Source organism: Saccharothrix sp. NRRL B-16314, from assembly GCF_000716595.1.
In the GTDB taxonomy this organism is placed as follows: Bacteria; Actinomycetota; Actinomycetes; order Mycobacteriales; family Pseudonocardiaceae; genus Actinosynnema.
Genome location: NZ_JNXC01000003.1, coordinates 265,447 through 277,951, shown reverse-complemented (window position 1 = coordinate 277,951; position 12,505 = coordinate 265,447). Strand labels below are relative to the sequence as shown.

At 72.1% G+C, this 12,505-nt stretch carries 14 protein-coding genes and 1 riboswitch; of the genes, 5 read left to right on the top strand and 9 right to left on the bottom strand.

Annotated features, from left to right (window positions below; translation table 11 throughout):
• Positions 1-22: 22 nt before the first annotated feature.
• Positions 23-140, bottom strand: a riboswitch (cobalamin riboswitch).
• On the bottom strand, positions 127-1,386 hold the full coding sequence (locus OQ02_RS42240; protein WP_197043251.1) for a cytochrome P450: 1,260 nt from the start codon (positions 1,384-1,386) through the stop codon (positions 127-129). (Overlaps the previous riboswitch by 14 nt.)
• A gap of 36 nt (positions 1,387-1,422) precedes the next feature.
• Between OQ02_RS42240 and OQ02_RS08345 the strand changes: the two genes are divergently transcribed.
• The gene (locus OQ02_RS08345) at positions 1,423-2,601 is read left to right on the top strand and encodes an 8-amino-7-oxononanoate synthase (RefSeq protein ID WP_033437673.1); all 1,179 of its coding nucleotides are present in this window, start codon (positions 1,423-1,425) and stop codon (positions 2,599-2,601) included.
• Here OQ02_RS08345 and OQ02_RS08340 read toward each other — a convergent pair.
• A complete protein-coding gene (locus tag OQ02_RS08340) occupies positions 2,555-3,013 on the bottom strand; it encodes a GNAT family N-acetyltransferase (RefSeq protein ID WP_033437672.1) in 459 nt (152 codons plus the stop codon). The genes OQ02_RS08345 and OQ02_RS08340 overlap by 47 nt on opposite strands.
• A gap of 20 nt (positions 3,014-3,033) precedes the next feature.
• Positions 3,034-3,756, bottom strand: coding sequence for a S1 family peptidase (locus OQ02_RS08335; protein WP_033437671.1), 723 nt, complete (start codon positions 3,754-3,756; stop codon positions 3,034-3,036).
• 177 nt (positions 3,757-3,933) lie between these two features.
• Between OQ02_RS08335 and OQ02_RS08330 the strand changes: the two genes are divergently transcribed.
• Positions 3,934-4,539: a LysE family translocator gene (locus OQ02_RS08330; RefSeq protein WP_033437670.1), complete on the top strand. Its 606-nt coding sequence runs from the start codon at positions 3,934-3,936 to the stop codon at positions 4,537-4,539.
• Positions 4,540-4,632: 93 nt separating this feature from the next.
• Here the strand turns inward: OQ02_RS08330 and OQ02_RS08325 are convergent, their stop codons facing one another.
• Entirely contained in the window at positions 4,633-5,421 is a 789-nt protein-coding gene (locus OQ02_RS08325) for a S1 family peptidase (protein ID WP_033437669.1), read from the bottom strand.
• A gap of 71 nt (positions 5,422-5,492) precedes the next feature.
• The gene (locus tag OQ02_RS08320; RefSeq protein WP_033437668.1) at positions 5,493-6,515 is read right to left on the bottom strand and encodes a M48 family metallopeptidase; all 1,023 of its coding nucleotides are present in this window, start codon (positions 6,513-6,515) and stop codon (positions 5,493-5,495) included.
• Positions 6,516-6,584: 69 nt separating this feature from the next.
• Between OQ02_RS08320 and OQ02_RS08315 the strand changes: the two genes are divergently transcribed.
• Entirely contained in the window at positions 6,585-7,514 is a 930-nt protein-coding gene (locus OQ02_RS08315; RefSeq protein ID WP_081915464.1) for an alpha/beta hydrolase, read from the top strand.
• A 27-nt stretch (positions 7,515-7,541) separates the two neighbouring features.
• Here the strand turns inward: OQ02_RS08315 and OQ02_RS08310 are convergent, their stop codons facing one another.
• The 3 genes from OQ02_RS08310 to OQ02_RS45620 all read right to left on the bottom strand — a co-directional run bounded on the left by OQ02_RS08310 (position 7,542) and on the right by OQ02_RS45620 (position 9,966).
• On the bottom strand, positions 7,542-8,117 hold the full coding sequence (locus OQ02_RS08310; RefSeq protein WP_197043250.1) for a GNAT family N-acetyltransferase: 576 nt from the start codon (positions 8,115-8,117) through the stop codon (positions 7,542-7,544).
• Between the two features lie 62 nt (positions 8,118-8,179).
• Positions 8,180-9,028, bottom strand: a complete 849-nt coding sequence (locus tag OQ02_RS08305; RefSeq protein ID WP_033437667.1) for a serine hydrolase — start codon at positions 9,026-9,028, stop codon at positions 8,180-8,182.
• Positions 9,025-9,966 carry a LysR family transcriptional regulator gene (locus OQ02_RS45620; RefSeq protein ID WP_033437666.1) on the bottom strand — a complete coding sequence of 314 codons (942 nt, stop codon included), beginning with the start codon at positions 9,964-9,966 and terminating at the stop codon, positions 9,025-9,027. The genes OQ02_RS08305 and OQ02_RS45620 overlap by 4 nt, the downstream gene beginning before the upstream one ends.
• A gap of 93 nt (positions 9,967-10,059) precedes the next feature.
• Here OQ02_RS45620 and OQ02_RS08295 point away from each other — a divergent pair, with 93 nt between their 5' ends.
• A complete protein-coding gene (locus tag OQ02_RS08295) occupies positions 10,060-10,980 on the top strand; it encodes an MBL fold metallo-hydrolase (RefSeq protein ID WP_197043248.1) in 921 nt (306 codons plus the stop codon).
• A 24-nt stretch (positions 10,981-11,004) separates the two neighbouring features.
• On the opposite strand, the gene OQ02_RS08290 is transcribed toward OQ02_RS08295, so the two are convergent.
• Positions 11,005-11,586, bottom strand: a complete 582-nt coding sequence (locus OQ02_RS08290; protein ID WP_033437664.1) for a TetR/AcrR family transcriptional regulator — start codon at positions 11,584-11,586, stop codon at positions 11,005-11,007.
• A gap of 72 nt (positions 11,587-11,658) precedes the next feature.
• Here OQ02_RS08290 and OQ02_RS45610 point away from each other — a divergent pair, with 72 nt between their 5' ends.
• On the top strand, positions 11,659-12,303 hold the full coding sequence (locus tag OQ02_RS45610; RefSeq protein ID WP_442973595.1) for a CatB-related O-acetyltransferase: 645 nt from the start codon (positions 11,659-11,661) through the stop codon (positions 12,301-12,303).
• Positions 12,304-12,505: the final 202 nt, after the last annotated feature.

Here is a 12,505-nt window from a genome sequence, read left to right as displayed (position 1 = left end):
CCTCGGGTGTCCACGCCCGTGTCCGGTCGATGAGTCGGGGGTCGAGTTCCTGACTCCCGGATCCCAAGGCCCGGTCACAGTGGCGGGACCGTGCCGGATTCGCACCGGCTTCCTCGCGCACCCCCTCTACAGCCTGGGCATCGTCGCACTTCGACCGGCGTGCTCCAAGTCCCGGAGCGCGATGCCGGGCGCGAGCGACGTCACACCCGGCCCGCCCGCGTCCCCCAGCAGCACGTTCACACTCAACGGAGCGCGGAACGACAGCAGTCCCAGCATCGGCGGGGGTTCGGCCGAAGCGAGCCGGAGACCCGGGAACCGGCGTGCGGTCTCCCGCAGCACGACCTCCGCCTCCAGCCGGGCGAGGCCCGCGCCGAGGCAGAAGTGCCTGCCGTAGCCGAACGCCAGGTGCTTGCGGGCGTTCGACCGGGCCGGGCAGAACCGCTCGGGCTCCGGGAAGACCTCCGGGTCCGAACCGCTGCCCGCGAGCATCAGCAGCAAGGGCGCGCCCGCCGGGACGTCGACGCCGGAGAGGGTGACCGGCTCGGCCGCGATGCGCCGCCACGTGTTCACCGGCGCGTCCCGCCGCAGTACTTCCTCCACGCACGCGGCGGCCATGCCGGGCTCGTCCAGCCGCGACCACAGGTCGCCGTGCCCCAGCACCGCGTGGAACGCCGCGCTCAGCAGCTGGGTCGTCGTCTCCTGGCCCGCGATCAGCAGGAAGTAGCAGAGCCCGGCCGCGTCCCGGATCGGCACGCCCGCAGCCCGCAGCGCGCCGAACAGGTCGTCGCCGGCCGGGTCGGCGGCCTTGATCCGCGAGGTCAGCCACTGGTGGAACGCGGCGGTGGGCTTCGCCAGCTCGTACTGCCGCTCCACCGTCACGTCACCCCAGAACAGCTCCAACGACGCCGTGCTCCACGCCTTGAGCGCGTCCACGTCCACGTCGTCGATGCCCATGACCTCCATCAGCACGATCGCCGGCAGGTCGCGGGCCAGCACCGGGTGCAGGTCGACCTCGCCGCCGCCGGTCAGCCGGCCGAGCCGCTCCGCGGTGAGCCGCGCGATCCGCGGCTCCATCGCGGCGACCCGCGCGGGGGTCAGGAAACGGGCGACCAGCCGCCGCAGGTCGCCGTGGGTGTCGGTGCCGTTGTTGGCCAGCGTCGGCGGCAGCGAGAACCCGGCGCGGGCGAGCACCCGCAGCACCGGGCGCGGGATCGGGGTCACCGCGGTCAACGCGTTGTCCGGGTGGAACCGGTCCGGGTCGGCCAGCACCGCACGAACGTCGTCGTAGCGGCTGACCAGCCACAACCCGGTGCGCTCGTCGCGGTGGACCGGCGCGCTGTCCCGCAGCGAGCGCAGGTCGGCCGGCCCGGCCTGGAAGAGGTCCACGCCGGCACGTTAGCCGCCGGATGCGACACTGCCGGCGTGAGTGTGCGCACAGGTGAGTCGGTGTTCGACTGGATCGACACGCGTGCCGAAGCCCGCGCGAAAGCCGGTCTGGCCCGCCGGGTCCGGCCCCGTCCGGCCGACTCGACCGACCTCGACCTGGCGTCGAACGACTACCTCGGCCTGGCCCGCGACAAGCGGGTGACCGGCGCCGCCGCCGCGGCCACGCTGCGCTGGGGCGCGGGCTCCACCGGATCGCGGCTGGTCACCGGCTCCACCGAGCTGCACACCGAGCTGGAGTACGAGCTGGCGAACTTCTGCGGCACGCAGTCGGCGCTGGTGTTCTCGTCCGGCTACCTGGCGAACCTGGCCGCGTTGACCGCGTTGTCCGGACCGGGCACCGCGATCGTCGCCGACCAGCACATCCACGCCTCCCTGATCGACGGCACGAAGCTGTCCAAGGCCGACGTGGTCGTCGCCGGGCACTGCGATGTCCCGCAGGTGGCGCACGCCCTGTCGACCCGCGGCAAGCGGCGGGCGCTGGTGGTGACCGACTCGGTGTTCTCCGTCGACGGCGACCTCGCGCCCCTCGCCGAACTCGCCGCCGCGTGCCGGGAGCACGACTCGGCGCTGGTCGTGGACGACGCGCACGGCCTCGGTGTCGTGGGCGACGGAGGGCGCGGCGCGGTGCACGCGGCGGGCCTGGCCAAGGCGCCCGACGTGGTGACCACCGTGACGCTGTCCAAGTCGCTGGGCGCGCAGGGCGGCGCGGTGCTCGGGTCGGGCCGGGTGATCAGGCACCTGGTCGACACCGCGCGCACGTTCATCTTCGACACGGGGCTCGCACCGGCGAGCGTGGCGGCGTCGCTGGCCGCGTTGCGGATTCTGCGGGAGGAGCCGGACCGGCCCGCGCGGGCGCTGGAGGTCGCGCAGGACCTCGCGTTCCGGTTGAAGGACAAGGGTTTCGCGGTCAGCACGCCGACCGCGGCCGTCGTGTCGATCCAGGCGCCCTCACCCGAGGCGGCGTTCGACTGGGCCGAGGCGTGCCGCGCCCAGGGCGTGGTCGTCGGCTGCTTCCGGCCGCCTTCGGTGCCCGACCGGATCTCCCGGCTGCGGCTCACCGCGCGCGCCGACCTGTCCGACGGCGAGATCGAGCGCGCCGTGCGGGTGATCACGGAGACCGGCGCATCCGCAGGTGCGGTATCCCGTCGTCCATGAACTCCGCGCCCTGCGGCTCGAAGCCGAACGAGGCGTAGAAGTCGGCCACGTAGGTCTGCGCGTCCAGCACGCACTCCGCCCGCCCCACCTCGGCCAGCGCCGCTTCCATCAGCCGACGGCTGTAGCCGCGGCCCCGCGCGGAGCGGGCCGTGCAGACCCGGCCGATGCGGTAGCCGCCATCGGGTTCCGCCAGCAGCCGCAAGTACGCCTCCGGCCCTGTTGACCCCTCCGGCTCCAGCCAGAAGTGCCGGGTGCCCGGCTCGAGGTCACGGCCGTCCAGCTCCGGGTAGGCGCAGCTCTGCTCCACCACGAACACCTCGACGCGCAGCTTGAGCACGGCGTACAGCTGCGCGGGCGTCAGGTCGGCCGACCACTGCCGGCGCAGCGTCGCCGGGTACGGGTGTGAGCGCATCGGACTGTGGTACCACAGTCTCAGATCCGGTCGAGGTACCGGCTCAGTCGGGTGTAGACGCCGGGCTGGTCGGGGCGGGCGCAGCCGCGGCCGTAGGAGACGACGCCGACGAGTTCGCCGCCGACCGTGAGCGGGCCGCCGGAGTCGCCCGCGCAGGCGTCCTTGCCGCCCTCCGGGTAGCCCGCGCAGAGCATCCCGCCCGGCCGGTAGTCGGGGACGTCCGCGGCGCACTCGGCGTCGGCGCGGATCGGCACGTCGACCTCGTGCAGCTTCCGGCTCGGCGCCTCCAGCTCACCCGTCCGGCCCCAGCCGTAGACGGTCGCCGGTCCCGGCGCGGCGTCCGCGATCGGGATCGGCCGGTACGGCAGCGGGTCGGCGAGGGTGAGCGTGGCCACGTCGTGGCCGGCGGACACCTCGGTGAACTCGGGGTGCCGCCAGACGGCGGCGACCCTGGCCGCGCGACCGGCGCGGCTGTCCAGGTCGGCGCGGCCGGCGACGGCGGTCACGTCGGCCGGCAGGCGGTCACGAGGGCCGATGGCGGTCTGCTCGACCACGCAGTGCGCGGCGGTGACGACCTTGTCCGGGCCGATCAGCGCGCCGCCGCAGAAGAAGTTGCCCGCCGCGTCGAACAGCGCCACCGCCCACGGTTCGGGCGGCGCCTCCCGCCCGCCGACGATCGCGTCCGCGGGCAGTGCGGACAGGACCAGCACGAGAACCGCGAAGACCGGCGCGCTGATGCGCATGGAGCACCTCTCTACGGCGAGTGGCTGAAGCGGCACCGAACGTAGCGGAGCGCTCCCCGATCCGACAGTCGGGTATGAAAACCGGAAAATCTGTTGTTAGGATGCGTTGCGACCGAAGATTTCACGGTTTGTGGGCTGGATCACGGCGATCTGTCCGGAACATGAGGGAGGTTTCCAATGCACCTGGACTTCACCCAGCTGCCGGCGTTCCTGATCGCCTGCGCGGTGGTCGTGCTGACGCCGGGCGTGGACGCCTTCCTCCTGCTGCGCACCTCGATGAGGTCGGGCACCCGGTCCGGGCTGCTCGCGCTGGCCGGCATCCACACCGCGGCCTTCATCCAGGTCGCGCTGGTGATCTCCGGCCTCGGCGTGGTGATCGCCCGCTACCCCGCGGTGCTGACCGGGCTGCGCTGGATCGGCGCGGCGTACCTGCTCTACCTGGCGGTGTCGATCACCCGCGGGCTGCTGCGGCGCTCGACCGGCGTGGCCGTCGAGGTGCCGCCCCGACCGTTCCGGCAGGGGTTCCTGACCAACATCACCAACCCGAAGATGCTGCTGTTCTCGCTGGCGTTCCTGCCGCAGTTCATCGGCGGCGGCGACCCGACGTACCAGCTCGGGATGCTCGCCGCCGTGTTCCTCGGGCTGGCCGCGCTGTGGGAGCTGACGATCGTGGTGGCCGCGGCGCGCGTCGCCGGATCACTGCGCCGCCCCGGCGTGACCACCGCACTGGACGCGGTGTGCGCGGCGGTGTTCCTGACCATGTCGGTCGGCCTGGTGCTCTGACCACGCCGACCCACGCCGACACCTCGACCGTCGGCGCCGAGACCGGGCGTGCGGGCCCCCGAGGCCCGAGGGTCCGCACGCCTGCCCGGTCCGTCAGGCGGCCAACTGCTCGGTGATCACGTCCGCGTAAGCGGCGATCTTGCTGTAGATGCCCGGCTTGTCCGGCCGGGCACAGCCTTCACCCCAAGAGGTGACGCCGATCAGCTTGCCGCCGGCCACCAACGGGCCGCCCGAGTCGCCCTGGCACGTGTCCACGCCGCCCTCCGGGTAGCCCGCGCACGTCATCTCGGCCGCGTCGTACTGGAGGTACGCCCGCGCGCACTCGGCGTCCGCCATCACCGGCACGGTGGCGCCCAACAGGTAGCGGGACGCCGGACCCTGCTCGCTCGTCCGACCCCAGCCGAGCACCCGACCGGCCGTGCCCGGCGCGTAGAGCCCTTCGTCCTGCGGACCCGCGAGCGGCAGCGGCCGTTCGCCCATCGCCTCGCGCAACGTGAGCACCGCGACGTCCGCGCCCTGGTCCGCCGTCAGGTAGTCCGAGTGCACCCAGATGTCGGTCAGCCGGACGACCCGGCCCTGGTTGCTGCTCTTGTCCTCGCGGCCCACCACGACCCGCGTGTTCCTCAACGTCCGGCCGACCGCGCAGTGGGCCGCGGTCACCACCTTGGTCGGCGCGACCAGCGTGCCGCCGCAGAACTGGAGCCCACCGGAGTCCGTCAGGTACACCACCCACGGGTGCTCCTGGATGGACACCCGCTCACCACCGACCACGCGGTCGTTCACCACACGGCTGTCCACCACTCGGCTGTCCACGGTGCCCTCCGCCGTGGCGGTACCCGTGAGAGCCATCAACAACATCATCACCAACGCGGCAAGCCGCATCGCCCCTCCTCCTGATCAAAGGCGTCAGGAGGAGGTTAACCAGAACGGACGATTCCGCTGGGCCAACAGGCCTAGCCCGCCCCGGTGAACTTGCTGCGCACCTTGTCCGCCGCGCCCGACAGCACGTCGCCGAACTCGTTGAACACCTTCATCAGCGGGTCCTCGGACTGGGCGGCCGAATCCTTGTAGGACCGGGCCGCCGACTTGATGTCCTCGGTGAACGTGCTCGTCGGCCGGTCGTCCTCGCGCCTCGCGTACTCGCCCGTCAGGATCGCGCGGTACTCCTCGCCCGCCGCCCACCGCTGCAACTCGGCCGCGCGCACCACCGCGAGCGGGTGGGTCAGCGGCCACGTCCGGATGAGCTTGAGCACGCTGTCCCGCACGTCCTCGACCTGCTCGTACTCCTTGGCCTGCTTGAGGAACTCGGTGGTGTCCACCTGGCTGAGGTCCATGCCGCCCGCCATGGCCACGTGCACGCGCAGCGCGGCGGCCGGGTCCTGCACGCACAGCAGGCCGGCGCGGTCGCACGTCAGCTCCGTCTTGCGGTACCACTCGCACAGCGCCGCGATGACCGCGCGGATCGCCCAGTAGCCGACCGGCATCCAGCCCAGGCCGTACTGCAACTGCATCAGCCGCTGCAGGATCGTCTGGTACAGCGCGTGGCCGGACAGCACGTGGCCCATCTCGTGCCCGATCGCGAACCGCAGGCCGTCCGCGTCCAGCAGCTCGACCAGGCCCGTGGTGAGCACGATGAACGGCTTGTCGATGCCGAGCGTCATCGCGTTCGGCACCGGGTCGCGCTTGACGAACAGCTCCGGCACCGGGTCGACGTCCAGCGTCGCCGCCGCTTCGAGCCGGAGCCGGTCCAGCTCCGGGTACTGCTTCGGACCAACCCTGACGCTCGACGCCAGGTAACCCAGGCGCTCACCGCGTTCGGTGAACGCGCCCGCCACCGCCTGCAACACCGGGCCGATGCCCGGCACCGCGCGCAAGACCGCCAACGCCCCCCTGTCGACCGGGTGCTCGTACGCCCTCGGGCTGATACCGGGGAAGCGGACCCGAGCGGTCGACCGTTCGATCTCCTCGCTGCTCATCACTCCACAGTGCCACGACCCGCCGGCTGCCTCTCCCCGATCGGACGAATCGGCGTGCACACTGGCCCGGTGAACGCAGACGTGCTCGGCGGCGACTACGAAACCCGCACCCTGCCCCTGGGCGGCGACACGACCGCCACCCTGGTCCGCCGGCGCGCGCAGCCCGCGGTCAGAGGCGCGGTGCTGTACGTGCACGGTTTCGCGGACTACTTCTTCCAGCGCCACGTCGCCGAGCACTTCACCGCGCGCGGCTTCGACTTCTACGCCATCGACCTGCGGGCGTACGGGCGGTCGCTGCGGCCCGGTCAAGTGGCGAACTACGTGACCGACCTGGCCGAGCACTTCGAGGAGATCGACGCGGCGGTGCGGGTGATCCGCGAGGAGGACGGCCACCGCCACCTCGTGGTGTCGGGGCACTCCACCGGTGGGCTGATCACGAGCCTGTGGGCGCACGAACGGCGCTCGGACGACGTGCTGGACGCGTTGGTGCTCAACAGCCCCTGGCTCGACCTGGCCGAGCCTTGGCTGCTGCGGACGGTGGGCACGGCGTTGATCCGGGGTGTCGGCCGGTTCGCGCCGCGGCTCGTGCTGAAGCCCGGCATGGGCCCGGTGTACGGCGAGAGCATCCACCGCGACCACCACGGCGAGTGGGACTTCGACACGTCGTGGAAGCCGATCGAGGCGTTCCCCATCCACGCCGGGTGGCTGCGCGCGATCCGCCGCGCCCACGCGCAGGTCCACCGCGGGCTGGACGTCCGGGTGCCCGTGCTGCTGCTCCGTTCCGAGCGCAGCCTGTTGCACGCGAAGCGGTGGACGCCGGAGACGATGACGGCGGACACGGTGCTGGACGTGGAGCACATGGTGCGGTGGGGGCCGCGGATCGGGAGCCGGGTGACGATCGTGTCGGTCGACGGCGGGATGCACGACCTGTTCCTGTCCGCGGAGCCGGTGCGGCGGCGGGCGTTGGCCGAGGTGGACGAATTCCTCGACCAGCTCTGAACCGCTGGTGGCCGGTCGGACGCGAACTCAGTCCTCGGGGTCGCGCAGGCCGACGCAGTCGAAGGCCCAGAACACCTCCGAGTAGACGAAGGTGCCCGTCATCCAGGGCTCGTGGGCGGACAACCGGGCGACCTGGAACGCGGCTTCAGGGATGCGCAGCGACGGTGAGCGGAAGCCCAGCGCGCCGGCGCCCTCGAAGCCGCGCGTGCCGTAGTAGTGCGGCGAACCCTCCAGGAACACCAACGGAACGCCTTGGCGGTCGGCCGCGTCGAGGGCGTGCGCGATGAGCTGCGTGCCGATGCCCTGACCCTGGAACTCCGGGACCACGCCCAGCGGTGACAGCGACAGGACGTCCACGATCCGGCGCGGGGCGTCCAACCGCGCCGCGCTCAGCAGCACGTGCCCGACGACCCGGCCGTCGACGCCGGCGACGAAGGACATCGGCGCCAATGCGGCCTCCGCGACGCGCAGTGCCTGCACGAGCCCGGGGATTCGATCACTGTCACCGAAGGCGCGGGTGTGGACCTCGTGCACGTCCCGGTGATCGTCAGCCGTCTCCGGCCGGATCACCAACCCGGTCAGGGAGGCTTCGTGTGACGTCATGGCCGCGAACGTAGGTCGTGGGGCGGCTCCGGCGCGAGGCAATTGCGTCGTGCGCCGGGTGGTCAGCGGAGGTGTTCGACGGCCAGCCGGGCCGCCGTGCCGACGACCGCGTCCGCCGCCGGCAGCGTGAACGCGGTGCTCGCGCTGCGGGTGAACACCGCCACCGCGTAGCGCCCGCCGTCCGGGTACTCGACCACGCCGATCTCGTTCCGCACCGTCGGCAGGGTGCCGGTCTTGCCCGCCACCCGCACGTCGTCGAAGGGGAAACCGGACGCCAGCCGGTGCGGCCACACCTGCAACGCCATGATCCGCCGGATCGGCGCGCACTGGTCGTGCTGCCACACGTGCCGCAGCAGCGTCGTCAGGTCACGCGGTGTGCCGCGGTTCGTCTGGGCCGGGTCGAGGGCGCGGAGCCGTGACAGCACAACGGGGTCCGCCAACGCGCGCGGCAACTCGTCGGGTGCGGCGTCCTCGGCCATGGTGCGGGCGAAGTCCCGGGCCCGGTGCACCACGACGGTCCTGCCCAGGTGCAGCTCGCGGACGGTGCGGTCGACCTCGTCCAGGCCGATCAGGTCGACCAGGGCGTCCGCGGCGGCGTTGTCGGACACGGTGAGGGCGAGGTAGGCCAGGTCGCGCAACGACATCGTGACCGGGTCGAGCATCCCTCCGACGCCGGTCGGGCCGGTGCTGCGGTCGTGGTCGAGGGTGACGCGGCGGGTCAGGTCGAGGCCGCTGTGGTGCAGCGCGACGACCAGCGGGACCTTGAACACGCTCGCCAGCACCACGGGGTCGTCCGCGCCCACGGACACCTCGCGGTCGGGGTGGTCGAGGTCGACGGCGTGCAGGCGGCCGGTGACCCCGGCGTCGGCGAACAAGGCGCGCACCTTGGCGGCGGCTCGTGAGGCGGTCATGCCAGGTACTCCGCGGCCGGGCGCGGGTAGCGCGGCAACGTGCCCTCGGCGTGCCGCATCCCTTGTGCGGTGAGGACTTCCGTGACGGCGTCGGCGAACGCGGTCACCGCCGGTGTCTGCCGTCCACGCGGCCACGCGGCGGACGTCCGCCACAGCAGCGGGGTGCCGCGCAAAGGCCGCCACGCCGCGTCCACGGGCGGTGCGACACCGTCGTGCAACGCCACCGCGCCGCCCGCCAGCACCAAGCCCAGCGCGAACTCCGGGTTGCCCGCCTGGTGCACGTCGGCGGGCGTGTAGCCGTGCCGGGCGCACGTGGTCAGCACCTCGTCGTGCAACGCGGGGGCGGTGGCGCGCGGGAACAGGACCAGCGCCAGGCCGTTCAGGTCGGCCAGTCGGACGTCCGGGGCGGCGGCCAGCGGGTGGTCGCGGGGCAGCAGGACGCCGAGCGGGCTGGTCAGCACCGGTCCGAGGCCGAGCCACGACACGTCGAACGGGAACCGCAGCACGCCGACGTCGAGGCTCCGGTCGGCGAGGGCGCGCAGCTGCTCGGCGGTACCGATCTCCTTCAACTTCAGCTCCACGGGGCTGCGGCGGCGGAACGCGGGCAGCAACGCGGCCACCGCCCGTCCACCCAGGTCCGGTGGCACGCCCGCGCGCAGCGACCCCGCTTCGCCGTTGCGGAACCGGCCGGCCGACGCGCGCAGCCGGTCCTCACCCGCCAGCAGGCCACGGGCCTCGGTGAGGATCTGCCGGCCGGCGTCGGTGAGCGCGACGTGCCGGGCGTCCCGGTCGAACAGCCGCACGCCGAGCTCGCGTTCCAGGCGTTGGATGCTCTGCGACAGCGGCGGCTGGGACATGTGCAACCGGGCCGCGGCACGCCCGAAGTGCAGCTCCTCGGCCACCGCCAGGAAGTAGCGCAGGTGCCGCAACAGGTCCACGAGCAGCGATGATAGCTGTTCCGCTATCGCAGACAGGCTGATATCGGACTTGGACACGTGTGGCGGGCCGCTGGTCTTGTTGGTGGCATGTGCGTGAGCAGACGACAGGTGTTGATGGGTTCGGCGGCCGTCGCGGTGGCGGGCGCGGGGCTGCCGGGGGTGCCGGCGTTCGCGTCGGGGCGCAGTGGGGTGAGCCTGCGCTGGCTGGGTGTCGCGGGGTGGGAGCTGCTGTTCGCCGGGCGGCGGGTGCTGATCGACCCGTACCTGAGCCGGCTGCCGGTGTTCGACGAGGCGGGGAAGTTCATCGCCGACTACCCGCTGGCGGTGCGGAAGGAGTTGGTGTACCGGCACTTGGGCGCGCGGCCGGAGTTGGTGCTGGCCACGCACGGGCACTACGACCACCTGCTGGAGATCCCGTACGTGGTCGAGAAGCACGGATCGCGGGTGATCGGCACCGAGACGCACCGGCACCTGCTGACGGCGCAGGGCGTGCCGCCGGACAACGTGGTCGTGGCGTCCGGTGGGGAGCACCTGGACTTCCACGGGTTCACCGTGCAGGTGTTCCGCAGCCTGCACAGCCAGTTCGGCTCGTACGGGTACTTCGCCCCCGGCAGCCTGACCGCGCCGCCGTCGCCGCCGGCCACGATCAGCGACCTGGTGGAGGGCGGCTCGCTGGCGTACCTGGTCACGGTGGGGACCTTCTCGGTCCTGTTCATGTCGGGCACGGCGAACTACGTCGAACGCGAGATCGCGGGGCTGCGGCCGGACGTCCTGGTGCTCGGCATGAGCGGCCACGCAAACGTTTACGACTACACCGCGCGGGCGTTGCGGGCGACCCGGCCCAAACTGCTCGTGCCCAGCCACCACGACGACATGGTGACGCAGCTGGACGACCCGGCGTTGCCGACGCGGGGTAACCCGGCGGCGGCGGCCGAGTTGGCCGAGACGGCGCGTCGGATCGGCCTCGCGGCGCGGGTCCTGGACCCGGAGATCCTGCACTGGTACGAGCTGTAGAGCCCTCCTGGCTGTGCAGTTCCGTCAGAGGAGGCCGGCTCGGGCAGCGGCCAGGGCGGCTTCGGCGGCGCGTTCGGCGGTGGCGCGGTCCACGGGTTCGCCGGAGATGAAGATCCGGTAGTAGAGCGGCGCGCAGGTGAGGCGGACCAGTTCGAGCGGGTCGGTCCGGGGTGGGAGCTCGCCGCGTTCCACCGCCCTGGTCACGACCTTCGCGGCTTCGGCGTGGCGGGCGGCGTAGAAGGCCTGTTTCGCCTCCATCGCGCGGGTGGACTGGAGGGCGGCGACGACGATCGCCACCGGTACCCGTCGGCGTTCGGGGTCGATGAAGGTGTCGGCGATCTCGGTGGCGATGGCGGTCAGGTCGCCCTCGATCGTGCCGGTGTCGGGCACCGGCCAGTCCGTCTCCCGCGTGTGGTCGAGGGCGTCGGCGATCAGGACGTCCACGGTGCCCCAGCGGCGGTACACGGTGGTCTTGTGGACGCCCGCGCGGTCGGCGACGTTCTCGACGGTCAGGCCCAGGTAGCCCCGGTGGACCAGTTCTGCGTGCACGGCGTCGAGCACGGCTTCGCGGACGCGGGCCGAACGACCGCCAGGTCTCGAGGTCAAATGCGACTCCAGTTGCGTTAGTGGTGGCGTTCGTGCCACCCTAACGCAACACCAATCGCGTTAGGAGCCCTGCTGTTGATCCCCGACCCGTCCGTCCTCCACCCGCTGCCGCACGCCGACCGCGTCGTCCAGCTCAAGCCGTTGGTGACGTCGCCGACGATCGAGGTCGGCGAGTACACGTACTACGACGACCCGGAGCACGCGCTGGAGTTCGAGACGCGCAACGTGCTCTACGGGTACGGCGCGGAGAAGCTGATCATCGGCAGGTTCTGCGCGTTGGCGACCGGCACGAGGTTCATCATGGCCGGCGCGAACCACCTCAACATCGGCGTGTCGACGTTTCCGTTCACGATCTTCGGCGGCGCGTGGGCCGAGAAGACCATGGACCTGATGACCGGCATGGAGACGCGCGGTGACACAGTCGTCGGCAACGACGTGTGGTTCGGCTACAACGCGCTCGTGATGCCCGGTGTGACGATCGGGGACGGCGCGATCATCGCCACCGGCGCCGTCGTGACGTCCGACGTGCAGCCTTACACGGTGGTCGGGGGCAACCCCGCCAAGCCGGTGAAGCAGCGCTACCCCGACGAGGACGTTGCCCGCTTGCTGCGCGCCAAGTGGTGGGACTGGCCGGTCGAACTGCTCACCGAACACGTCCGCACGATCATGTCCGGCACGCCCGCCGACATCGAGCGGATCGCCCAGACCCAACTGTGATCCCGGCTGCGACCCGACTGTCGCCCAGTCCCGCTCGACGGCCCCGACCCAGACGGCACGAAGTCCAGAGCCGGCTCGTCACACCTCAAGCGCACGCGACACGGCTCTGATCGATTCCGCCGATCCGGCCGGTGTCGGCGCGGACTGGTCTCGCCGACCACGTCGGCCGGCGAGTCGCTGCGGTTCTCGGCGCGGCTCTCTC

Excerpts from the sequence above, each read along its gene's own strand:
- OQ02_RS08340 (WP_033437672.1), bottom strand. The coding sequence starts at position 3,013 with ATGCGCTCACACCCGTACCCGGCGACGCTGCGCCGGCAGTGGTCGGCC.
- OQ02_RS08335 (WP_033437671.1), bottom strand. The coding sequence starts at position 3,756 with ATGCGCATCAGCGCGCCGGTCTTCGCGGTTCTCGTGCTGGTCCTGTCC.
- OQ02_RS08330 (WP_033437670.1), top strand. The coding sequence starts at position 3,934 with ATGCACCTGGACTTCACCCAGCTGCCGGCGTTCCTGATCGCCTGCGCG.
- OQ02_RS08325 (WP_033437669.1), bottom strand. The coding sequence starts at position 5,421 with ATGCGGCTTGCCGCGTTGGTGATGATGTTGTTGATGGCTCTCACGGGT.
- OQ02_RS08320 (WP_033437668.1), bottom strand. The coding sequence starts at position 6,515 with ATGAGCAGCGAGGAGATCGAACGGTCGACCGCTCGGGTCCGCTTCCCC.
- OQ02_RS08310 (WP_197043250.1), bottom strand. The coding sequence starts at position 8,117 with ATGACGTCACACGAAGCCTCCCTGACCGGGTTGGTGATCCGGCCGGAG.
- OQ02_RS08305 (WP_033437667.1), bottom strand. The coding sequence starts at position 9,028 with ATGACCGCCTCACGAGCCGCCGCCAAGGTGCGCGCCTTGTTCGCCGAC.